Source organism: Amycolatopsis sp. NBC_01307, assembly GCF_035975215.1.
GTDB lineage: Bacteria > Actinomycetota > Actinomycetes > Mycobacteriales > Pseudonocardiaceae > Amycolatopsis.
This window is the reverse complement of the sequence record NZ_CP108403.1, coordinates 1,543,966-1,563,885: the sequence shown is the minus strand read 5'-3', so window position 1 is coordinate 1,563,885 and position 19,920 is coordinate 1,543,966. Positions and strand designations below refer to the sequence as shown.

The 19,920-nt window shown below is 72.2% G+C and carries 22 protein-coding genes; 12 read left to right on the top strand and 10 right to left on the bottom strand.

What is annotated here, in order from left to right:
• Nucleotides 1-10: 10 nt before the first annotated feature.
• Genes OG439_RS06630 through OG439_RS06615 form a run of 4 tightly spaced genes read left to right on the top strand, consistent with a single transcriptional unit; the run spans nt 11 to nt 4,231 of the window.
• Entirely contained in the window at nt 11-1,198 is a 1,188-nt protein-coding gene (locus OG439_RS06630; RefSeq protein ID WP_326948469.1) for a CaiB/BaiF CoA transferase family protein, read from the top strand.
• On the top strand, nt 1,195-2,013 hold the full coding sequence (locus OG439_RS06625; protein ID WP_326948468.1) for an HpcH/HpaI aldolase/citrate lyase family protein: 819 nt from the start codon (nt 1,195-1,197) through the stop codon (nt 2,011-2,013). The genes OG439_RS06630 and OG439_RS06625 overlap by 4 nt, the downstream gene beginning before the upstream one ends.
• Nucleotides 2,010-2,831 carry a cyclase family protein gene (locus tag OG439_RS06620; protein WP_326948467.1) on the top strand — a complete coding sequence of 274 codons (822 nt, stop codon included), beginning with the start codon at nt 2,010-2,012 and terminating at the stop codon, nt 2,829-2,831. The genes OG439_RS06625 and OG439_RS06620 overlap by 4 nt, the downstream gene beginning before the upstream one ends.
• Entirely contained in the window at nt 2,828-4,231 is a 1,404-nt protein-coding gene (locus OG439_RS06615; RefSeq protein ID WP_326948466.1) for an MmgE/PrpD family protein, read from the top strand. Before OG439_RS06620 ends, OG439_RS06615 begins: the two co-directional genes overlap by 4 nt.
• A gap of 57 nt (nt 4,232-4,288) precedes the next feature.
• Here the strand turns inward: OG439_RS06615 and OG439_RS06610 are convergent, their stop codons facing one another.
• Nucleotides 4,289-5,311: an LLM class flavin-dependent oxidoreductase gene (locus tag OG439_RS06610; RefSeq protein WP_326948465.1), complete on the bottom strand. Its 1,023-nt coding sequence runs from the start codon at nt 5,309-5,311 to the stop codon at nt 4,289-4,291.
• 54 nt (nt 5,312-5,365) lie between these two features.
• Here OG439_RS06610 and OG439_RS06605 point away from each other — a divergent pair, with 54 nt between their 5' ends.
• A complete protein-coding gene (locus OG439_RS06605; protein ID WP_326948464.1) occupies nt 5,366-5,758 on the top strand; it encodes a nuclear transport factor 2 family protein in 393 nt (130 codons plus the stop codon).
• Here the strand turns inward: OG439_RS06605 and OG439_RS06600 are convergent.
• The gene (locus tag OG439_RS06600) at nt 5,711-6,331 is read right to left on the bottom strand and encodes a helix-turn-helix domain-containing protein (RefSeq protein ID WP_326948463.1); all 621 of its coding nucleotides are present in this window, start codon (nt 6,329-6,331) and stop codon (nt 5,711-5,713) included. The genes OG439_RS06605 and OG439_RS06600 overlap by 48 nt on opposite strands.
• A 67-nt stretch (nt 6,332-6,398) precedes the next feature.
• Between OG439_RS06600 and OG439_RS06595 the strand changes: the two genes are divergently transcribed.
• The 3 genes from OG439_RS06595 (at nt 6,399) to OG439_RS06585 (ending at nt 8,864) form a co-directional block, all read left to right on the top strand.
• Nucleotides 6,399-6,968 (top strand): class I SAM-dependent methyltransferase, encoded by a 570-nt coding sequence (locus OG439_RS06595; protein WP_326948462.1) that lies wholly within the window; start codon nt 6,399-6,401, stop codon nt 6,966-6,968.
• Nucleotides 6,965-7,423, top strand: a complete 459-nt coding sequence (locus OG439_RS06590; protein WP_326948461.1) for a DinB family protein — start codon at nt 6,965-6,967, stop codon at nt 7,421-7,423. Before OG439_RS06595 ends, OG439_RS06590 begins: the two co-directional genes overlap by 4 nt.
• A 64-nt stretch (nt 7,424-7,487) precedes the next feature.
• On the top strand, nt 7,488-8,864 hold the full coding sequence (locus OG439_RS06585) for an alpha/beta hydrolase (protein WP_326948460.1): 1,377 nt from the start codon (nt 7,488-7,490) through the stop codon (nt 8,862-8,864).
• 4 nt (nt 8,865-8,868) lie between these two features.
• Here OG439_RS06585 and OG439_RS06580 read toward each other — a convergent pair whose 3' ends face one another.
• Nucleotides 8,869-9,234: a MerR family transcriptional regulator gene (locus OG439_RS06580; protein WP_326948459.1), complete on the bottom strand. Its 366-nt coding sequence runs from the start codon at nt 9,232-9,234 to the stop codon at nt 8,869-8,871.
• A 101-nt stretch (nt 9,235-9,335) separates the two neighbouring features.
• Between OG439_RS06580 and OG439_RS06575 the strand changes: the two genes are divergently transcribed.
• Entirely contained in the window at nt 9,336-10,433 is a 1,098-nt protein-coding gene (locus tag OG439_RS06575; RefSeq protein ID WP_326948458.1) for an NADH:flavin oxidoreductase, read from the top strand.
• On the opposite strand, the gene OG439_RS06570 is transcribed toward OG439_RS06575, so the two are convergent.
• The 4 genes from OG439_RS06570 to OG439_RS06555 all read right to left on the bottom strand — a co-directional run bounded on the left by OG439_RS06570 (nt 10,430) and on the right by OG439_RS06555 (nt 12,124).
• Nucleotides 10,430-10,600 carry a hypothetical protein gene (locus OG439_RS06570; protein ID WP_326948457.1) on the bottom strand — a complete coding sequence of 57 codons (171 nt, stop codon included), beginning with the start codon at nt 10,598-10,600 and terminating at the stop codon, nt 10,430-10,432. The genes OG439_RS06575 and OG439_RS06570 overlap by 4 nt on opposite strands.
• A gap of 74 nt (nt 10,601-10,674) precedes the next feature.
• On the bottom strand, nt 10,675-10,845 hold the full coding sequence (locus tag OG439_RS06565; protein ID WP_326948456.1) for a hypothetical protein: 171 nt from the start codon (nt 10,843-10,845) through the stop codon (nt 10,675-10,677).
• Nucleotides 10,846-10,871: 26 nt separating this feature from the next.
• On the bottom strand, nt 10,872-11,087 hold the full coding sequence (locus OG439_RS06560; protein WP_326948455.1) for a hypothetical protein: 216 nt from the start codon (nt 11,085-11,087) through the stop codon (nt 10,872-10,874).
• Nucleotides 11,088-11,284: 197 nt separating this feature from the next.
• Nucleotides 11,285-12,124, bottom strand: coding sequence for an LLM class F420-dependent oxidoreductase (locus OG439_RS06555; RefSeq protein WP_326948453.1), 840 nt, complete (start codon nt 12,122-12,124; stop codon nt 11,285-11,287).
• Between the two features lie 100 nt (nt 12,125-12,224).
• Here OG439_RS06555 and OG439_RS06550 point away from each other — a divergent pair, with 100 nt between their 5' ends.
• The gene (locus OG439_RS06550) at nt 12,225-13,805 is read left to right on the top strand and encodes an SMI1/KNR4 family protein (protein ID WP_326948452.1); all 1,581 of its coding nucleotides are present in this window, start codon (nt 12,225-12,227) and stop codon (nt 13,803-13,805) included.
• A gap of 47 nt (nt 13,806-13,852) precedes the next feature.
• Here the strand turns inward: OG439_RS06550 and OG439_RS06545 are convergent, their stop codons facing one another.
• From OG439_RS06545 to OG439_RS06535, 3 genes are all read right to left on the bottom strand, one after another.
• Complete coding sequence (locus OG439_RS06545) at nt 13,853-14,659, bottom strand: polysaccharide lyase family 7 protein (protein ID WP_326948451.1); 807 nt, start codon at nt 14,657-14,659, stop codon at nt 13,853-13,855.
• Between the two features lie 178 nt (nt 14,660-14,837).
• Nucleotides 14,838-15,443 (bottom strand): GNAT family N-acetyltransferase, encoded by a 606-nt coding sequence (locus OG439_RS06540; protein WP_326948450.1) that lies wholly within the window; start codon nt 15,441-15,443, stop codon nt 14,838-14,840.
• Complete coding sequence (locus tag OG439_RS06535; protein ID WP_326948449.1) at nt 15,440-18,766, bottom strand: error-prone DNA polymerase; 3,327 nt, start codon at nt 18,764-18,766, stop codon at nt 15,440-15,442. The genes OG439_RS06540 and OG439_RS06535 overlap by 4 nt, the downstream gene beginning before the upstream one ends.
• 331 nt (nt 18,767-19,097) lie before the next feature.
• On the opposite strand from OG439_RS06535, the gene crcB reads away from it, so the two are divergent.
• Complete coding sequence (crcB, locus tag OG439_RS06530; protein WP_326948448.1) at nt 19,098-19,532, top strand: fluoride efflux transporter CrcB; 435 nt, start codon at nt 19,098-19,100, stop codon at nt 19,530-19,532.
• Nucleotides 19,529-19,903 (top strand): fluoride efflux transporter FluC, encoded by a 375-nt coding sequence (locus tag OG439_RS06525; RefSeq protein ID WP_326948447.1) that lies wholly within the window; start codon nt 19,529-19,531, stop codon nt 19,901-19,903. Before crcB ends, OG439_RS06525 begins: the two co-directional genes overlap by 4 nt.
• Nucleotides 19,904-19,920: the final 17 nt, after the last annotated feature.

The window sequence follows — 19,920 nt, the reverse complement described above, 5'->3', positions numbered from 1 at the left end:
GGTACGCCCCATGACGGGCGCTTTGTCAGGGATCCGGGTGCTCGACACCGCCACCCTGTTCGCCGGCCCGCTGGCCGCGACGCTGCTGGGCGACTTCGGCGCCGAGGTGATCAAGATCGAGCACCCGAAGGGCGACCCGGTCCGCAGCCACGGCGCGCAGCGTGACGGCGTCGGCCTCTGGTGGAAGATGCTCGGCCGCGGCAAGAAGGCGATCACCCTCTACCTCGGCTCCCCCGAGGGCCAGGAGATCTTCAAGAAGCTGGTGGCCGACGCCGACGTCGTCGTGGAGAACTTCCGCCCGGGCACGCTGGAGCGCTGGGGCCTGGGCTACGACGTGCTGCGCGAGATCAACCCCGGCCTGGTGCTCACACGCGTGACCGGGTTCGGCCAGATCGGCCCGTACGCCAAACGCCCCGGCTTCGGCACGCTCGCCGAGGCGATGAGCGGGTTCGCCGCGATCACCGGCGAGCCCGACGGCCCGCCGACGCTGCCGCCGTTCGGCCTGGCCGACGGGATCGCCGCGCTGACCACCGCCTACGCCGTGCTGACCGCGCTGCGGGCCCGCGACCAGACCGGCCGCGGCCAGGTCGTCGACCTCGCCATCATCGAGCCCATCCTCACCCTGCTCGGGCCGCAGATCATCGCCTACGACCAGCTCGGCACGCTGCAGCCGCGCACCGGCAACCGCTCCACGAACAACGCGCCGCGCAACACCTACCGCACCCGCGACGGCAGCTGGGTCGCCATCTCCACCAGCGCCCAGTCCATCGCCGAACGCGTGATGCGGCTGGTCGGGCACCCGGAGCTGATCGACGAGCCGTGGTTCGCGTCCGGCTCGGAACGCGCGCAGCACGCCGACCTGCTCGACGACGCCGTCGGCTCGTGGATCGCCGACCGCGACCGCGACGACGTCGTCAAGGCGTTCGAGGAGGCCCAGGCCGCCGTCGCGCCGATCTACACCGCCGCCGACGTCATGGCCGACCCGCAGTTCGCCGCGCTGAACAGCATCGCCACCGTGGAGGACGACGAGCTGGGGCCGGTGAAGATGCAGAACGTCCTGTTCCGGCTGTCGGAGACGCCCGGGCACCTCACCTCGGCCGGGGCGCCGCTCGGCGCGCACACCGCCGAGGTCCTCGGTCGCTACGGCGTCGGCGAGCCGGAACTGGCCGCGCTGCGCGAAAAAGGCGTCATCAAGTGATCCGCAGCTGGCTCTACGTCCCGGGTGACCGGCCGGACCGGATCACGAAGGCCCTGGCCGGCCCGGCGGACGCCGTCATCATCGACCTCGAGGACGCCGTCGCCGCGGCCGCGAAGGACGACGCCCGGCGGAACACGCTGGCCGCGCTGGACGACGGCGCGACCGCGTTCGTCCGGATCAACGCGCCGGGCACCCCGGCCGGTGAGGCCGACATCGCGGCGCTGGCCGGGTCCACCCCCGCGGGCGTCCGGGTGCCCAAGTGCGAGGACCCGGGCGAGCTGCGCCGGGTCGCCGACGCGCTCGGCGTGCCGGTGTACCCGGTGCTGGAATCGGCGCTGGGCGTGGAGAACGCGCTGGTCATCGCCACCGCGCACCCGCTCGTCGCCGGGATCTCCCTCGGTGAAGCCGACCTCGCCGCGGATCTGCGCGTCGCCGGCGGGGACGCGTTGACCTGGCCGCGGTCCCGGGTGGTCGTCGCCGCGCGGGCGGCCGGGCTGCCGAGCCCGGTGCAGAGCGTCTGGACCGCCGTGCGCGACCTCGACGGCCTGCGCGCGAGCACCGAAGCCGGGCGGCGAGCCGGGTTCTTCGGCCGCTCGGTGATCCACCCCGCCCAGATTCCCGTGGTGCACCAGGCTTTCGCGCCCGACCCGGCCGAGACGGCGTGGGCGAGCGAGCTGCTCGACCGGCTCTCGGAGGCCGGGACGGCCGCCTGGATCGACCACAACGGACAGTTCGTCGACGCCGCGATCGTGGCGCGCGCCCGGTGGGTGCTCGCGCTCGCGGAGGCGGAAGAAAAGGAAGGCCAGCACTCATGACACGACCCCAGGATCCGCTGCTGTCGGCGATCGCCGGCGGGGTCCGGCTGATCGAGCTCGGGCAGCCGTTCTTCACCGGCATGCCCTGCTCGCCGAACCACCCCGGGTTCCGGATGACGCTGATCCGCCGCCACGGCGACATGCGCCGCCCGGACGGCGGGTCGGCCGCCAACGAGATCATCGTGACCGGCGGGCACGTCGGCACCCACATCGACGCGCTCTCGCACGTCAGCCACGACGGCAAGCTCCACGGCGACGTCGACGCAGCCGTTGCCCAGCAGGGCGGCGTGTTCCGCACGCACGGCGCGGAAAACCTGCCCGGCCTGCTGCGGCGCGCGGTGCTGCTGGACATCGCCGCGGTGCACGACGTCCCGACGCTGGAGCCGGGGTACGGCGTCACGGCCGAGGACCTGGACGCGGCGGCGAAACGCGCCGGCACCGAGCCGGGCGCGGGCGACGTCGCGCTGATCCGCACCGGCTGGGCGCGGAACTTCGATGACGCGACGACGTACATGGGCAAGGAGACCGGCGTTCCCGGCGCGACGACGTCGGCGGCGGAGTGGCTGGCGGCACGCGGCGTTGTCGCGACCGGCGCGGACACGACCGCCTACGAGCAGATCCCGGCCGGGGCCGGGCACGCCGTGCTGCCGGTGCACCGGATCCTGCTCGTCGAGTCGGGCATCTTCATCCTGGAGCACCTGAACCTGGAGGCCGTCGCGGCCGAAAGCCTGCACGAGTTCGCGTTCGTGCTGGCGCCGCTGCGGATCGTCGGCGGCACCGGCTCCCCCGTGCGTCCCCTCGCGGCGGTGACGGCGTGAGCGCGACGATCGTCCAGCAGCTGGCCTCGTTCGCGACGTCGGTGCGGGCCAAGGGCCTGCCGCCGGAGCTGCGGGACGACGCCGCGCGGCGCGTCCTCGACGTCCTCGGCAACAGCCTGGCCGCGACGTCGGAGCGTCCCGCGGCGGCCGTCGGCGCGCTGGTCCGGGAGTGGGGCGGCACCGGCCGGGCGACGGCGATCGGCACCGGCGACCGGCTGCCGGAACCGAGCGCGGCGCTGCTGAACGGCACCCTCGCGCACTCGCTCGACTTCGACGACACGCACCTGCCGTCGGTGCTGCACCCGTCGGCGACGGTGGTGCCGGCCGCACTGGCCGTCGCGGAGTCACGCGGGGCGACCGGGGCCCAGCTGCTCGACGCGATCGGCGTCGGCGTCGAGATCACCGTCCGGCTCGGGATGGCGGGCTACGACGAGGAACTGGGCAACTCCGTGTTCTTCGAACGCGGCCTGCACGCGACGGCGATCTGCGGCGCCCTCGGCGCGGCGGCGGCCGCGGCGATGCTGTCCGATGTGGACTCCGAAGGGATCACGGACGCCATCGGCATCGCGGCCAGCATGGGCTCGGGCCTGCTGGAGGCGAACCGCACGGGCGGCACGGTGAAGCGGATCCACTGCGGCTGGGCGGCTCACGCGGCCGTGGCGGCGGCGGGCCTGGCCCGCCACGGCATCACCGGCCCGCCGACCGTCCTCGAAGGCCGGTTCGGCCTGCTGCAGGCGTTCTGCGGCGATCAGTCCGATGTGGACGCGATCGTCGACGGCCTCGGCGAGCGCTGGGAGCTGCCGGGGATCTTCTTCAAGCCGTACCCCTGCAACCACTTCACGCACGCGGGCATCGACGCGGCCCGGCGGCTGCGTTCTCTGGGTGTCGACCCGGCCGAGATCGTCGCTCTGGAGCTGGGCGCGCCGACGTCGGTGCTGCGCACGATCGCCGAGCCGCGCGCGGACAAGATCCGCCCGAAGTCGGGGTACCACGCGGCGTTCTCGGGCCCGTACACGATCGCGGCGGGCCTCCTGGGCGGCGGCGGGCTGGGCGTCTTCCACGACGACTTCACCGACGAGGCCGCGGCGGACCCGGCACGCCTGGCCCTGGCGGCGAAGGTGGAGTGCGTCCCGGACGCGAGGTGCGACGAGATCTTCCCCCACCAGTTCCCGGCGGTCCTGCGGGTACGCCTGCGTGACGGCCGCGAACTGGAGGAACGGGTCGACGCCAACCGCGGCGGCCCGCAAAACCCGCTGTCGGCGGAAGAGCTGGCAACGAAGTTCCGCCTGAACGCGGCCCGAGTGCTCCCGGAGGAGGTCAGCACGCGCGTCACCGAGCTGACGTACGGCCTGGCGGAGCTGGCCGACCTCGGCGAACTGACCGCACTCCTGCGCACCTGACGGTCGTGAGTGGTAATGAGGGTTCTAACCCGCATTACCACTCACGACGGGTCTGGGTCAGCGCCAGCCGAGCGCCGGGGCCACGTGGGTCAGGATGCTCTCCAGCACGTGGGCGTTGTAGTCGACGCCGAGCTGGTTCGGGATGGTCAGCAGCAGCGTGTCCGCGGCCTGGACGGCTTCGTCCTCCTTCAGCTCGCGGATCAGCTCGTCCGGCTCCGCGGCGTACGAACGGCCGAAGATCGCGCGGGTGTTCTCGTCGATCATGCCGACCTGGTCGCGGGAGTTCCGGTCACGGCCGAAGTAGGCGCGGTCCAGGTCGTTCGTCAGCGCGAAGATGCTGCGGCTGACCGACACCCGCGGCTCCCGCGCGTGGCCGGCTTCCTTCCACGCCTCGCGGTAGACCTCGATCTGCTTGCGCTGCTGGACGTGCAGCGGCTCGCCCGTCTCGTCGTCCTTCAGCGTGGAGCTCTGCAGGTTCATGCCCAGCTTCGCGGCCCAGACGGCCGTCGCGTTCGAGCTCGAACCCCACCAGATGCGCTCGCGCAGACCCTCGGAGTGCGGCTCGAGCCGCAGCAGGCCCGGCGGGTTGGCGAACATCGGACGCGGGTTCGGCTGCGCGAACCCCTCGCCTTCGAGCAGCTTGAGGAAGACCTCGACGCGCTCCCGGGCCATGTCGGCTTCGGTCTCGCCCTCGGCCGGGGCGTACCCGAAGTAGCGCCAGCCCTCGATCACCTGCTCGGGGGATCCCCGGCTCACGCCGAGCTGGAGCCGGCCGCGCGAGATGAGGTCGGCGGCGCCGGCGTCCTCGACCATGTACAGCGGGTTCTCGTAGCGCATGTCGATCACGCCGGTGCCGATCTCGATCTTCGACGTCCGCGCGCCGATCGCCGAGAGCAGCGGGAACGGGCTGCCCGCCTGCTGCGCGAAGTGGTGCACGCGGAAGTACGCGCCGTCGACGCCCAGCTCCTCGGCCGCGACCGCCAGGTCGATCGACTGGTGCAGGAAGTCGGCGGCCGACCGGGTCTCGGAGTGCGCGCTCGCCGACCAGTGGCCGAACGAGAGAAAGCCAATCTTCTTCACGCAGCTCCAAGCGTTCGAGAGCCCGGTTTGATTCCCCCGGGTAATCTGCGTCGCATGACTGGTGACGCCGAGACCCGCGCCCGGATCGAGGAGCACTGGACGGCCTCCGAGCGCGGGGACGTCGACACCGAGCACGCGATCTACGCCGTCGACGCGGTCCTCGACTACCCCCAGTCCGGCGAACGCTTCCGAGGCCGCGCCAAGATCCAGGCGCAACGCGGCGGCCACCCCGCCGAACGGCACTTCACCATCGGCCGGATCTCCGGCGGCGGCGACTTCTGGGTGAGCGAGTGCGTGATCACCTACGACGGCGCGGCCACCCATTCGGTGAGCGTCATGGAGTTCACCGGCGGGTTCGTGACGCACGAGACGCAGTACTTCGCCGACCCGTTCCCGGCGTCACCCGCCCGGGCCGAGCTGGCCGAGCCCATCCCGGGCCGCGGCTGACGTCCGGGCCCGGACGTGGGCGCGTTCGCCCTGCGGTCCGAACAGGACGAGCGTCTCGACGGCCCGGCCGTCGGCCGAGCCGAGCCAGTGCGGCAGCGCCGTGTCGAACTCGGCGGCCTCGCCGGCGGGCAGGACCAGGTCGCGGTCGCCGAGCACCAGCCGCAGCCGGCCGTCGAGGACGTAGACCCACTCGTAACCGCCGTGCGTCTGCGGTGCCGGCTCGGCGGGTTCGCCGCGAGCCGGGATGAGCATCTTGAACGCCTGCAGTCCGCCGGCCCGGCGGGTCAGCGGGACGAACGTCATGCCGTGGCGGCGGATCGGCCGCAGGTGGATCCGCGGGTCGCCGGTGCGGGGCGCGCCGACCAGGTCGTCCAGCGGGACGCCGTAGGTGCGCGCCAGCGGCAGGAGCAGCTCCAGGGTCGGCCGGCGGCCGCCGCTTTCCAGCCGCGACAACGTGCTCTCCGAGATCCCGGTCGCCGCCGTCAGGTCGGCCAGGGTGAACCCGCGTTGCCGGCGCAGCACCCGCAGCCGCGGACCGACCGCGTCCAGCACCTCGTCGTCGATGTCGGCCATGATCGCCATCTTGCCGGAACGGCAAGTTTTCGTGCTCCCGGCGGCACCGCCGGGTGACGGTGGGGGCATGAACGTACGTTTCTGGGACGACCACTACCGGACACCGCAGGCGGAGCGCGTGAACCCGCTGCTCGCCGAGATCGCCGGCCCGCTGCCCACCGGTGACGCGCTGGACCTGGGCTGCGGCGCCGGCGGCGACGCGCTCTGGCTGGCCCGCCGGGGGTGGCGGGTGACGGCCGTCGACCTGTCCGGCGTCGCCGTCGAATCCCTGCGGGACCGGGCCGAGGGCCTGTCCGTGACGGCGGTGCGCGTCGACCTGGCCGAAGCGTTCCCCGAGGGCACCTTCGACCTCGTTTCCGCGCAGTACCTGCACACGCCGTTCCCGCTGCCGCGTGAGCGGGTGCTGCGCCGGGCCGCCGAGGCACTGCGGCCCGGCGGGCGGCTGCTGGTCGTCGACCACGGGTCCGCCGCGCCGTGGTCGTGGAGCCGTGAGGCGGGCGTCCGGACCACGCTCGACCTCGACCCGGCGCGGTGGTCGGTCGAGCGCGCGGACAGTCCCGAGCGCCTGGCGACCGGGCCCGCCGGCGAGACCGCGACCGTCACCGACCACGTGCTGCTCGTCCGGCGGACGCGATGACGCGCGACGCCGGGCCACCGGCCACCGGGGCCACGGAAGTCCAGGTGCTGGTGGGTTTCCTCGACTACCTGCGTGCCGCCGTGGCCGCCAAGGCCGAAGGCGTGCCCGAACCGCAGGTCCGCTCCCCCGGCGTCGCGTCGGGCACGAACCTGCTCGGCCTGGTCAAGCACCTCACGCACGTCGAGGCCCACTGGCTGCTCGGCGTCGCCGTCACCGACTGGCCGGCGACCTTCCGGCCGAAGCCGGCCGAAACCGCCGGAGAGATCCTCGCCGCCTACCGCGCGACCACGGCGCGGGCGAACGCGGTGATCGCCGGCTGGGACGACCTCGGGGCGCCGGGGCCACGCCGCGCGTCCCGGCGCTGGACGTTGACCCATCTGGTCGAGGAGACCGGCCGCCACGCCGGGCACGCCGACATCCTGCGCGAGCTCGCCGACGGCACGACCGGCCGTTGAGCCTTGTGGTCCGGACCACACCACCCCTACGGTCGGAAACTCACCGGCAACTCTGGAGGGTCCCGTGCGGGTGTTCGGCGCAGTCCTGATGGTGAGCGCGCTCCTGCTGTCCGGGGCCGCCGCGGCGGACGCGAGCCCGTCGCCGATCACCTGGGGCGCCTGCCCCGACGACCCGGACAGCCCGGCGCCACCGGACGGCGAGTGCGGCACGCTGCGGGTGCCGCTCGACTGGAACCGGCCCCACGGCCCGTCGATCGACCTGGCGGTGGCCCGGCACCGGGCCACCGACCCGGCGCACCGGATCGGCGTGCTGCTGGCCGACGCCGGCGGTCCCGGCTCGTCGGGCGCGGAGTTCGCGCTGGCCACGAGCTACTTCAGCCCCGAGGTCCGGGCCCGATTCGACACCGTGGGCCTCGACCTGCGGGGCACCGGGCGCAGCGCGTTCATCCGGTGTGACGACACGGGCACCCCGCCGAGCGACGAGCCCGCGAACCGGGCCGAGTTCGACGCCCTGCGCCAGTACAGCCGGCAGGCGGTCGCGGACTGCCGCGCCGCCAACCTGCCGGTCTTCGACCACGCCGACACCTCCGTCAACGCCCAGGACCTGGACGCCCTCCGCCGCGCCCTCGGCGAGGACAAGATCAGCTTCCACGGCATCTCCTACGGCACGCTGCTCGGCCAGCAGTACGCCGAGAAGTACGGCGAGCACGTCCGCGCCCTGGTGCTGGACAGCTCCATCGACCACAGCGTCGACCTCCGGCACTTCGTGGGCGACCGCGCCACCGCCGCGGACGAGCTGTTCGGGCAGTTCACCGCGTGGTGCGACCGGACGGAAACCTGCGCCTTGCACGGCCAGGACGTCCGGGCGACCTGGGAACGGGCCTTCGCCAATGCCGGGACGCCGTTGCGCGACGGGGTGTTCTCGGACATGTACGGCCCGAACTGGGACGACGCGGCGCAGCTGATCGCCGACGCGGCCGCCGGCCGGCCGGCGATGACGACCCAGTTCGAGTACAACTACCGGTCGATCCGGCCGGCCGTGGTCTGCCAGGACTTCGACCTCCGGATCCGGGACTTCGCGCAGTACTCGGCGGTGCGCGCCGAAGAGCTGCGCCGGGGGCCGATCATGCGCGGCAGCCCCCTGGGCCACGAAGAGGCGACCGCGTGCCTCGGCGTCACCGGCCCGCCCGCGAACCCGCCGCACCGGCTGGACATCGCGCGGGCGCCCCAGGTCCTGCTGCTGAACGCCCGCTACGACCCGGCGACGCCGTACGCCTGGGCGCGCAACATCCACCGCCAGGCTCCGGCGAACACCACGCTGGTGACCTACGAGGGCTCGGGCCACGGCGTCTACCCGCGCAACGCCTGCACGCGGTCGGTGACGGACGACTACCTGCTGACGCTGAAGACGCCGCGGCACGACGTCAGCTGCCCGGCCTGATCGGTCATTCCGGGCGGCAGGCGTGGTCGCACGGCGCCTCGGCGTTCGCGATGACGGTGTCGAGCTTGTCCCGGGCCCGCGCCAGCTCGGTCAGCTGCCGGTCGATGCGCTCCCGTTCGGCGACGAGCATGTCGAGCGCCTCGGGCGTCGTCTTCCCGGTCTCGACGCACGGCAGGATCGTGAGGATCGACTTGCTGGACAGCCCCGCGGCGTAGAACTGCTGGATCAGCCAGACCAGGTCGGCCCCGCGGTCGGAGTAGTGGCGGTGGCCGCCGGAGCTGCGTTCCGGCACGAGCAGGCCCTGCTCCTCGTAGTACCGCAAGGCCCGGATGCTCACGCCCGCCTTCGCGGCCAGTTCCCCGATCCGCATCGCCGCTCCCTCCCGGAGTGATCTGCCGCACTCGACGTTGAATCTCACGTCCACGTGAGGTTCTAGCGTAACAGGGAACCTCACGAAGGAGAGCGATTCCTGTGACGCACACCCTGTCCCGCCCGCTCGTGCTCGGCGACCTCACCGTCCCGAACCGCGTCGCGATGGCGCCGATGACCCGCGCGCAGTCACCCGGCGGCGTACCGACCGAGCAGCTCGCCGCCTACTACGCCCGGCGCGCGGCCGGCGGCACCGGGCTGATCATCACCGAAGCCAGCTACGTCGGGCACCCGTCGTCCGGCGAGCACGACCAGGTGTCACGCCTCTACGGCGACGCGGCCCTGGCCGGCTGGACCCGGGTCGTCGACGCCGTCCACCAGGCCGGCGGCGTGATCTTCCCGCAGCTCCAGCACGTCGGGATGACCCGCAAGGGGGCCGCGGTGCCGCACCCGGACGCCCCCGCGATCGGCCCGTCCGGCGTGCCCGTGTCCGGGGACGGCAGCCCCGGCGAGCCGGGCCGGACGATGACGCAGGGCGACATCGACGACGTCGTCCGGGCGTTCGCCGAGGCCGCCGTCACCGCCGAGCGGCTCGGCTTCGACGGCGTCGAGCTGCACGGCGCCCACGGCTACCTGATCGACCAGTTCCTCTGGGCGGGCACCAACCACCGCACCGACGCCTACGGCGGCGACCTGCGCGCCCGGACCCGGTTCGCCGCCGAGGTCGTCGGCGAGATCCGCCGCGCGGTCTCCCCCGGTTTCCCGATCGTCGTGCGGCTGTCCCAGTGGAAGATGAACGACTTCACCGCCCGGATCGCCGAGAGCCCCGAGGAGTTCGGCGTCATCCTCGGCGCGCTGGCCGACGCGGGCGCGGACGCCTTCCACGCGTCGACCCGCCGCTACTGGCAGCCGGCCTTCGACGGTTCCGACCTCAACCTCGCGGGCTGGGCCAAGAAGCTGACCGGCAAACCGGCCATCACGGTCGGCTCGATCGGTCTGGACACCGAGTTCACGTCGAGCGCCTCGGCGTCCGCGACCGGCATCAAGGACGTCCTGCACCGCTTGGAGGCCGACGAGTTCGACATGATCGCCGTCGGCCGCCCATTGCTGGGGGACCCGGAGTGGGCGACGAAGATCGTGACCGGCCGCGAGGAGGCCATCACGCCGTTCTCGCCGGCGGCGCTGGGCGTACTGCACTAGCCGACAGGCGCCCCGATGGTGGTGAAGGTGCTGAGCGTGCCGAGCCCGTCCTTCCGGCCGCGCCGGCCGGTGAGCGCTTGGTTGCGCGCGTTCGGGTTCGGTGCCGCCGAGGTGATCATCGGCGGGCCGATCGGGTCCTCGGTCTCCGAGAACGTGTTCTCGTGCATGACGTTCTCCCCTTCGAAGTGACCTTCGGGAACGCCTCGGGCACGGCCGGCCCCGCGGCGTCGAGCGTGCGGCGCTAGTCGGCGCGCAGGCTGATGGTGGGCAAGGTGGTGAGCGTGCCGAGCCCGTCGTTGCGGGTCCGCCAACCGGCGAGCGCCTGGTTGCGGGCGTCCGGGTTCGGCACCACCGGGCCGATCATCGGCGGGCCGATCGGGTCCTCGGTCTCCGAGAACGTGTTCTCGTGCATGACGTCTCGCCTTCCTCGGCCGATGCTCAGTCGGTGCGCACGCTGATGGTGGTGGTTTGGATGAGCGTGCCGAGGCCGTCCTTGCGAACCCGGCGGCCGGTGAGGGCCTGGTTGCGCGCATCCGCGCCGGGCAGCCCCGAGGTGATCATCGGCGGGCCGATCGAGTCCTCGAACTCCGGGACCGTGTTCTCGTGCATGACGTCCTGCCCTTCCGGGGTCGCGATCAGGAACGTCTCGCACACGCCGGCGGGCCGCGGGCGGTTGAGCCGCGCAGCAAGGCCCCACCCGGATGGCGTAAACGCGGGTCGGCGCGCCGAGGGGGAGGGAGCGCGCCGACCCGCGGGCACGACGCTACCGAGTACCGGCGCCGTCCGCGCGCTGTTCGGCCAATTTCGTGGTCCGGAGCCGCTTCGGCTCCTTGTTCGGGAAGTGGATCAGGTCAGCGCAGCGGCTCGAGCGCCTTCGCCAGCGGCTCGAGCACGGCCGGGGTGTGCGGCGGCGGCAGGTAGACGATCGCCAGGTCGAGGCCGGCTTCACCGAGGGCTTCGGCTTCGGCGGCGACCTTGGCGTAGTCGGCGTCCGGGCCGAGCCGGACGTGCGAGGACAGCGTGATCTCGCCCGGGTCGCGGCCGATGTCCGCGCAGTGGCGGTGCAGCACCTCGCGCTTGTGGGCGAACTCCTCGGGCGTGCCGCCGACGAAGTTCCAGTGCTGGGCGTACTTCGCGGCGGTGCGCAGGGTGCGCTTCTCGCCGCTGCCGCCGATGCAGATGGGCGGGTGCGGCCGCTGGACGCCCTTCGGCTCGTTGCGCGCGTCCGTCAGCTGGTAGTACTGCCCCTGGAACGTCGTGGTCTCCTGGGTCAGCAGCCCGACGAGCACCTCGCAGCCCTCTTCGAACCGGTCGCTGCGCTCCCTGACTGTGCCGAGCTCCATGCCGTACGCGCCGGACTCCTCCTCGTTCCAGCCCGCGCCGATGCCGATCTCCAGCCGGCCGCCGGAGACGATGTCGAGCGTCGCGGCCATGTTCGCGAGCAGCGCGGGGTGGCGGTAGTGGATCCCGCTGACCAGCGTGCCCAGCCGCAGCCGCTTCGTGGCCTGCGCGAGCGCGGTGAGCGTGACCCACCCTTCCAGGCACGGACCGGTCGAATCGGAGAAAATGGGATAGAAGTGATCGAACGTCCAGCCGGACTCGAACAGCTCGATCTCATCGGCGGCCTGCCACACGGCGAGCATGTCCGCCCAGACGGTGTCCTGGGGCGAGGTCTTGATGGCGAATCGCATGATCACGAGCGTAACCCTGGAGTTCCTCCAGGACAGGTCATCGCGGGCGGTCACAGCCGATGCACGGCTTTTGTCGGACCCCGTCGCTAGGCTCCGTCGCGTGACGACGGGGGACGCCGGGTACGGCGACATCGCGAAGGACATGGCCGCGGCGCTGCGTGCGGGCGCGGGCGAACTGTGGTCGGCTGCCACCCTGCAGTTGCGCCACACGGGTGGCTCGGTTTCGTGCACCGCGTGGAGTGACGTGCGGGAGAGCTTGCGCGTCGACTACACGTCGATCGCGCGGCGGCTGTTCGAACGGCCACCGGCGGTGCTGGAGGTCAGGCTGGCCGCCGGCGGCGAGTACGTCTTCACGGCCCGGCCGGACATCGCGGCCGTGTCACCCGGGCGGCTGGTGTTCGACGAGGCGTTCCGCTACCCCGGGCACCCCCTGCCCGGCCTGCCCCGGCCCGCGGTGCCGACCGGAGCGCCGACGGACCCGGCCGTGCTCGCCGAGGTCACCCGGCTCGCCGGGGAGTTCGCCGAGCTGTACGCCGGGATCAAGGGCACTCCCCCGCCGTGGCCGCCCGGGCGCACCGAGGCGGACCTGGCCGCCGCCGAGGCGCGGATCGGCGTCCGGCTGCCCGAAGACCTGCGCGCGCTGTACCTGCTGGCGGACGGCGACCCGGAGGAGACCGGGCTGCTGAGCCCGTATTCCTACGACTCCCTCGACCAGCTCGTCGGCAACTACACCGAAGGCGATCCGGGTTCGTACGGCTGGGAAGACGACGTGGAGGACGACGGCGTCGTGTTCGAGACGGTGCCGTTCGGCCGGGTGAAACGCCTGTCCCGCAACGACTCGTGGGTCACCTTCGGCGGCGACCGCGCGATGAACTACCTCGCGGTGGACCTCGACCCGGCCGAGCGGGGCCACGCCGGCCAGGTCCTCGAGTACGGCCGGGACATCTACGGCCCGCTGCGGTACGTGTCGGCGTCGCTGACCGCCATGCTCACCGAGGTCGTCGAGACACTGCGGGCCGGGAAGTACGAGGATCCGGGCGAGCAGTACCTGTTCGCCGAAACCAGCCTCCGCGACGGCGGGGAACGCTCCTACAGCGAGGTCATCTCCAGGGCGTCGGAGCTGAGCCTGCCCGCGGTGGTGGCCGGGCTGCGCGATCCGGAGCTGGTCCAGGAGGTCTACCTCAACGACCCCGCCGACACCGACCTCGCGGTGTTCGAGCCGCTGACGTCGCTGCGGATGCTCAAGGTCAACCGCGCGGCGGCGGTGACCCCGTCGATCGGCGGGCTCGGGGCCTTGGAGTCGCTGCGGATCAGCGGCGGCCGCGTCGATCTCGGCGTCCTGGCCGGGCACCCGGTGCTGTGGGACCTCCAGCTGGAGGAGATCCGGTTGCCGCTCGACCTCGCGGTGCTGACCACCCTGCCCCGCCTGACTCGGCTCAACCTGTCCGGCTCGGCGGTGCCGGACCTGGGCCAGGTCTGCGATCTGCCTGGCTTGCGAGTGCTCAAACTGGACGGCGACCAGGTGCGTCGCCTGCTCGACGCGGGCCGCCCGCTGCCCCGGCTCGCCGCGCTGCTCGTCACCGGCCGCACGACGCTGCCGGAGATGGCCGGACTGCGCCAAGCCTTCGGTGGCGGCGACTCGACGGGAGAAGTCGTCGAGATCTCCGCCGTTCTGTCCTGAGTGGACGGACGCCTGCCGGTGTCCGCCCACCCGGGGAACAGAGCCGATCAGCTGTGCGACACGGTCAGCCCGTAGAAGGCGACCTTCGCACCCTTCGTCGTACTGTCCGAAGAGGACTGGTTGTAGGAACCGGCCTTGAAGTACTGCTTGTACGCCTTGAACGACGAGGGGATGCTGTAGTGCGTGGTGCTGCCGTTCACCGTCAGGTCGATCGTATTGCCGCCGGAGATGCCGATCGTGTAGGTCCACGTCTTGCCGATGGCCACGTGACCGACGGTGTGCGGGGTCTGGCCGCCGTCGGGCGAGTTCTCCGTGCCCAGCACGATGTCGCCGTTCGAGTGGTAGTACAGCTCGAGCAGCGGCTTCGTCGACGAACCGCCGGTGCCGAGGTGGACCTGGCCGACGCAGACGTTGGACGTCACCGACACCACGCGCAGGGTGGCGTTCAGCTTGTGCGATCCGCTCAACGACCAGTTCGCCGCGGAGCCGCTCTTGTTCATCTCACGCAGCTCGGATCGCGCGTAATTCGAGTTGGGTGTGGTGACGCCTTTTTCCGGCGCCCAGAATGTCATCGCGCCATCGCGCGTGTCGGTGTAGAAGTAGGAGTCCTGGAATCCGCTCGAGCCCTGCAGCCGGGACGACGAGATCGTCGTCGGCGAACCCGGCGAACCCACCGGCTCCTGCAGCTGCCAGGTCGAGAGGTCGAAGTTGCCACCGGGGGCAACTCCCGGGTTGGCCATGGGGACCAACGCGATTCCGCTGACTTCGGCACTGGGGAATGCCTCGGCGGAAATCGCGGTCCCGGCCAGCAATGCCGGGATCGCGAGAAAGGTGAGCATAGCGCGCACACGCATGGTGGCGTCCTTTCACGGCGAGCAGCGAAGCGGGGAGAGGACTTCGCTCACTCATTTGTTCACGTATGTGTTTGTTCACGTATGTGAATAAATGCGTTTCCGAAAAGAGAGTAACGATGAAGGAGATTAAGTTCGGTGTTGCTCGCTGTCAAGGTGAGGTTCACATTGAGTGGGACACTCACTTCCCGCGGTGGACGCAGAGCGGGCCGGTGCGGGGCAGCGCGATGCGCGCGCGGAAGGCCCGCGCGACCGGGCCGTCCGGCACCGGCGCCGTCCACGTGTAGCCCGGCGCGCGGAAGAGGGTGGCGCTCACCAGGGTGCGCCCGTACCCGAGCCGGCGGTGGGCGGCCTCGACGTGGACGTCGTCCAGTGTGGCCGTGCGGCACGGCGAACAGGACGTGAGCGACGCCGTACCGGTGGCCCGCCCGTCGAGGCGCAGTTCGATCTTCCCCGTCGCCGACCCGGCGGCGGGCGGGACCGCGACGAGGACCAGGCCGTCCTGCGGCGCAGCGCCCGGCGCGTGCTGGACCTTCACGTCGAGGTGCGCCCACTCGGCGAGCCGGCGTTCGCCCGGATCGGGCGCCTCCTGCTTGCGGCAGGTTTCGCAGAGCGTGGTGTGCAGCCGGTAGCGGGGGCTGTGACTCTTGATCATCCCGAACAGCGCGAGGTAGTGGCCGCGCAGGCACACCACCGGCGGCGCCGCGGTCGCCGGGCGCACGGGGAGGAGCTCGCCGTACTCGCCGCGAGTCCCGGACGCCGGCCCGCCGACGGTCGCCCGGCTCACCGGAAGTCACGCGACGGCCCGGTCGCCATCGAGAGGTCGAGCCGTTCCAGCCGGTCCGCGACGAGCGTGACGACGCCTTCGGCCGCCTGCACCTGCCCGCGGACCAGCAACGCCGCGCTGGTGCGGGCGACGAGGCGCTGCCGGCTCCAAAGTCCGGGTGAGACGAGGACGTTGGCCATGCCGGTCTCGTCTTCGAGGTTGAAGAACGTGATCCCGCCCGCGGTCGCCGGCCGCTGCCGGTGGGTCACCGCTCCCCCGACCCACACACGCGTCCCGTCCTTCGCCCGCGCCAGGTCGGCGACCGTCAGCGCGCCGCGCTTGTCGAGGTATTCACGCAGGTACTGCACGGGGTGGCTGTCCGGCGAGACGCTCGTGGCCCACAGGTCGGCCGCAGTGACCTCGAACCGGGTCATCCCGGGCAGGGCGGGCGCGTCCAGGCCGGGCGCGAGGCCGGGCAGGTGCCCGGGCCGGGTCGCGGCGGCGGCCCCCGCGGCCCACAGCGCCTGCCGCCGATCGGGGGTGAAGCCGCTGAACGCGCCGGCCGTGGCCAGGGCTTCGACGGCGGTCTTCTTCAGCTGGACGCGGCGGGTGAGGTCACCGATCGACGCGAACGGCCCGTTCGCGTCGCGCTCGGCGACGATCGCTTCGGCGACGTCGTCGCCGAGGTGGCGGACGCCGGCGAGCCCGAGCCGGAGCGCAACGGCGCCGGTGCTGTCCGGCTCGGGTTCGAGGGTGGCGTGGGCGAGACTGGCGTTGATGTCCGGTTCCCGCACCAGGACGCCGTGGCGGCGGGCGTCGGCGACCAGCGACTGCGGACTGTAGAAGCCCATCGGCTGCGCCCGCAGCAACCCCGCGCAGAACGCGGCCGGGTAGTAGAGCTTGAACCACGCCGACGCGTAGACCAGCAACGCGAACGACATCGAGTGCGCCTCGGGGAAACCGTAGCCGGAGAACGCGTGGATCTGCTCGAAGATCCGCGTCGCCAGCTCACGATCCAGGCCGTTGGCCTCACACCCGGCGAAGAACCGCGCCATCAGCGCGTGCATCTTCGCACTGGATCGCTTGGCGCCCATGGCCCGGCGCAGCTGGTCGGCCTCGGCGCCGGTGAAGGACGCGACGTCGACGGCCATCTGCATCACCTGCTCCTGGAACAACGGCACCCCCAGCGTCCGGTCGAGGGACCCGGCCAGCAGCGGGTGCGCGTGCTGCCACTGCTCCTCACCACGCCGCCGCCGGATGTAGGGATGGACGGAGCCGCCCTGGATCGGGCCGGGCCGGATCAGCGCGACCTCGACGACCAGGTCGTAGAACTTGCGCGGCCGCAGGCGAGGCAACGTCGCCAGCTGCGCGCGGGACTCGACCTGGAACACCCCGACCGCGTCGGCCTCACAGAGCATGTCGTAGACGGCCGGATCGGCCAGGTCGAGCTTCCCGATGTCCACAGTGGACCCGTGGTGCTCGGTGACGAGGTCGATCATGTAGTGCAGCGCCGAAAGCATGCCGAGGCCGAGCAGGTCGAACTTCACCAGGCCGACACTGTTGCAGTCGTCCTTGTCCCACTGCAGGATGCTGCGGTCGGCCATCGTGGCCCACTCGACGGGGACCACTTCGGACACCGGCTGCTTCGAGATGACCATGCCGCCGGAGTGGATCCCGAGGTGACGCGGGAAGTCCTCGAGCCGCGCCGCCAGGTCGAGGACGTCGTCGGGGATGTCGCCGGTGGCTTGCTGTTTCGTGGCGGTGACGCCGCCCCAGCGGTCGACGAGCTTGCCGTAGGCGTCCTGCTGCCCGACGCTGTGGCCGAGGGCTTTCGCGGCGTCGCGGATCGCCGACGGCGCCCGGTAGGTGATGACGTTCGCGACCTGCGCGGCGTGGAACCGCCCGTGTTTCTCGTAGACGTACTGGATGGCCTCCTCGCGCCGGTCGGACTCGATGTCGATGTCGATGTCCGGCGGCCCGTCCCGCTCCGGCGCGAGGAAGCGTTCGAACAGCAGGTTCCACTTCACCGGGTCCGCGTGGCAGATCCCCAGCGCGTAACAGACCGCGCTGTTGGCGGCGGATCCCCGGCCCTGGCACAGGATGTTCGCCTGGCGGCAGAACCGGACGATGTCCCACACCACCAGGAAGTAGCCCGGAAACTCGAGCTGTTTGATGACGTCGAGTTCGTGGTCGAGCTGGGCGTAGGCCTTCGGGTTGTCCTCGCGGCGCCCGTAGCGCGTGATCGCGCCGGCCCAGGTCAGGTCGCGCAGGAAGGACATCTCGTCGTGGCCGGGCGGGACGTCGAACGGCGGCAGGTCCGGCGCGACCACCTGCAGGTCGAACGCGACTTCGACGCCCAGCAGCGCGGCCCGGCCGACGGCGCCGGGGTAGCGGTGCTCGAAACGGCGTCGCTGTTCCATGCCCGACCGCAGGAACGCCTGCCCCGACGGCGGCCGCCACCCGTCCAGCTCCTCGGCCGACCGCCGCGCGCGGACCGCGGCCACTATCTCGGCCACGACGGCGTCGTCGGGGCGGGCGTAGTGCGCGTTGTTCGACACGATCGTCGGCAGCCGCAGGTCGGCGGCCATTTCGGCGAGGACGTCGTTGGCGGCCGAGTCGTGCGGGAGCCGCTGGTCGATCAGCTCGACGGCGACGTGGCCGCGCCCGAACCAGCCGGCCAGCCGGGTCAGCTCGGCGCGCGCGGCGGCGGGGCCGCGCTCGGCGAGGGCGCGGCGGACGGCGCCTTTGCGGCAGCCGCTCAGGACCACGACGTGCCCGGCCAGCTCGTCGACCAGGTCCTCGACGTCGTAGATCGGGCGGCCCTTCTCGCCGCCGGCGAGCTGGGCACGGGAGATCACCCGGCAGAGCCGGTGGTAACCCTCCTGCTGCCGGGCGATCACGAGCAGGTGCGATCCGGCCGGGTCCGGCGCACCCCCTTGCGGCGCCGGGAGGTCGAGGGACAGCTCGGCGCCGAAGCCGACGCGGACGCCGAGCTCGCGGGCGGCGTCGTTGAACCGGACCGCGCCGTACATCCCGTCGTGGTCGGTCAGGACGAGGGCGTCCAGTTCGAGGCGCGCGGCCTCCTCGACGAGGGTCTCGGGGTGGGAGGCGCCGTCGAGGAAGCTGAAGTTGGAGTGGACGTGCAGCTCCGCGTACGGCGCCCGGAGCCGCTCGCCGCCGTCGTCACGGCTGCGGCGGTGCTGCAGATCTGCCGGGGCGCCGGAGTAGCCGTCACGCTTGCGCGACCACGCGGGTGAGTCGCCGCCGTCTCCGATCACCGGAGCGCGGCCTGAGGCGACCCGCTCGACCTCGGACCACGGCACGTTCGGGTTGTTGAACGCCAACGCCAGCTCCCCACGACACGAGTTCGCTGCGGGGAAGTCAGCGACTACTGTTCGAACACACGTACGACTCTCGTCCTTGATCCTGGGCCGGGAAGCGCGCGCTGTCAACTCGGCGTGACATCGATAACCGCAGGTAGACGGTCCGGTGAGGGCTGTGATCGAGGGCGTCGGGGCGCTGTTACCCTGAGTTCGCGACCACCCTCACCGGTGGCCGCGCGGCGGTGGGGCCCGCCGTACCCGAACCGCGGCGATCCGGCCGCCAACGGTCCCTACCTGAACCACGCCGTACGAGGCCGCCCTCGTGCCCCGATCAGGTAGGAGCCTGCCCGCCGTGCCCCACTCCGAGCCCGCTTCCCCGCCGCGGCGCCGTCACCGCCAGACCGTCGCCGTCGTCGCGGCCGGCGGGGTGCTCGGGGCCTGCGCCCGCTACGGCGCCACCCTGCTGTGGCCCACCGTGTCCGGCGGGTTCCCGTGGACGACGTTCTGGATCAACGTCACCGGCTGCGCGGCCATGGGCGTCCTGATGGCGGTCATCACCGCGATGCCGGCGGCCCACCCGCTGGTGCGGCCCTTCCTCGGCACGGGCGTCCTGGGCGGCTACACGACGTTCTCCACCTACGCGGTCGACGCCGAGCACCTGCTCGACGGCGGCCACGCCCTGACCGCCCTGCTCTACCTCGTGGCCACGGTCGTCGCGGCCGTCGCCGCGGTGTGGGCGACGGCCGCGCTCACCCGCCGCGCCTTGAGCCTCGGGAGCCGCTCGTGAACTGGCTCATGGTCATCGCCGGCGCCCTGGTCGGCGCCCCGCTGCGCTACCTGACCGACCGCGCCGTCCAGGCCCGCCACGACACCGGCTTCCCGTGGGGCACGTTCACGGTGAACGTCATCGCCTGCACGGTGCTGGGCTTCCTGACCGGCGCCGCCACCGCGACGACCGTCCCCCAGCCGCTGCAGCACCTGATCGGCCCGGGGTTGTGCGCCACGCTCAGCACGTATTCGACGTTCTCCTACGAAACGCTCCGGCTGGCCGAGACCGGGGCGAAGTTCTCCGCCGCCGCGAACGTCATCGCGAGCGTGCTCGCCGGGCTTGGCGCGGCTTACCTCGGCACGGCGGTGGCCCAGGCGATGTTCGGGTGAGTCAGTCGTGAGCAAGC

Excerpts from the sequence above, each read along its gene's own strand:
- OG439_RS06630 (WP_326948469.1), top strand. The coding sequence starts at position 11 with ATGACGGGCGCTTTGTCAGGGATCCGGGTGCTCGACACCGCCACCCTG.
- OG439_RS06620 (WP_326948467.1), top strand. The coding sequence starts at position 2,010 with ATGACACGACCCCAGGATCCGCTGCTGTCGGCGATCGCCGGCGGGGTC.
- OG439_RS06605 (WP_326948464.1), top strand. The coding sequence starts at position 5,366 with ATGACTGGTGACGCCGAGACCCGCGCCCGGATCGAGGAGCACTGGACG.
- OG439_RS06600 (WP_326948463.1), bottom strand. The coding sequence starts at position 6,331 with ATGGCCGACATCGACGACGAGGTGCTGGACGCGGTCGGTCCGCGGCTG.
- OG439_RS06595 (WP_326948462.1), top strand. The coding sequence starts at position 6,399 with ATGAACGTACGTTTCTGGGACGACCACTACCGGACACCGCAGGCGGAG.
- OG439_RS06590 (WP_326948461.1), top strand. The coding sequence starts at position 6,965 with ATGACGCGCGACGCCGGGCCACCGGCCACCGGGGCCACGGAAGTCCAG.
- OG439_RS06580 (WP_326948459.1), bottom strand. The coding sequence starts at position 9,234 with ATGCGGATCGGGGAACTGGCCGCGAAGGCGGGCGTGAGCATCCGGGCC.
- OG439_RS06570 (WP_326948457.1), bottom strand. The coding sequence starts at position 10,600 with ATGCACGAGAACACGTTCTCGGAGACCGAGGACCCGATCGGCCCGCCG.
- OG439_RS06565 (WP_326948456.1), bottom strand. The coding sequence starts at position 10,845 with ATGCACGAGAACACGTTCTCGGAGACCGAGGACCCGATCGGCCCGCCG.
- OG439_RS06555 (WP_326948453.1), bottom strand. The coding sequence starts at position 12,124 with ATGCGATTCGCCATCAAGACCTCGCCCCAGGACACCGTCTGGGCGGAC.
- OG439_RS06545 (WP_326948451.1), bottom strand. The coding sequence starts at position 14,659 with ATGCGTGTGCGCGCTATGCTCACCTTTCTCGCGATCCCGGCATTGCTG.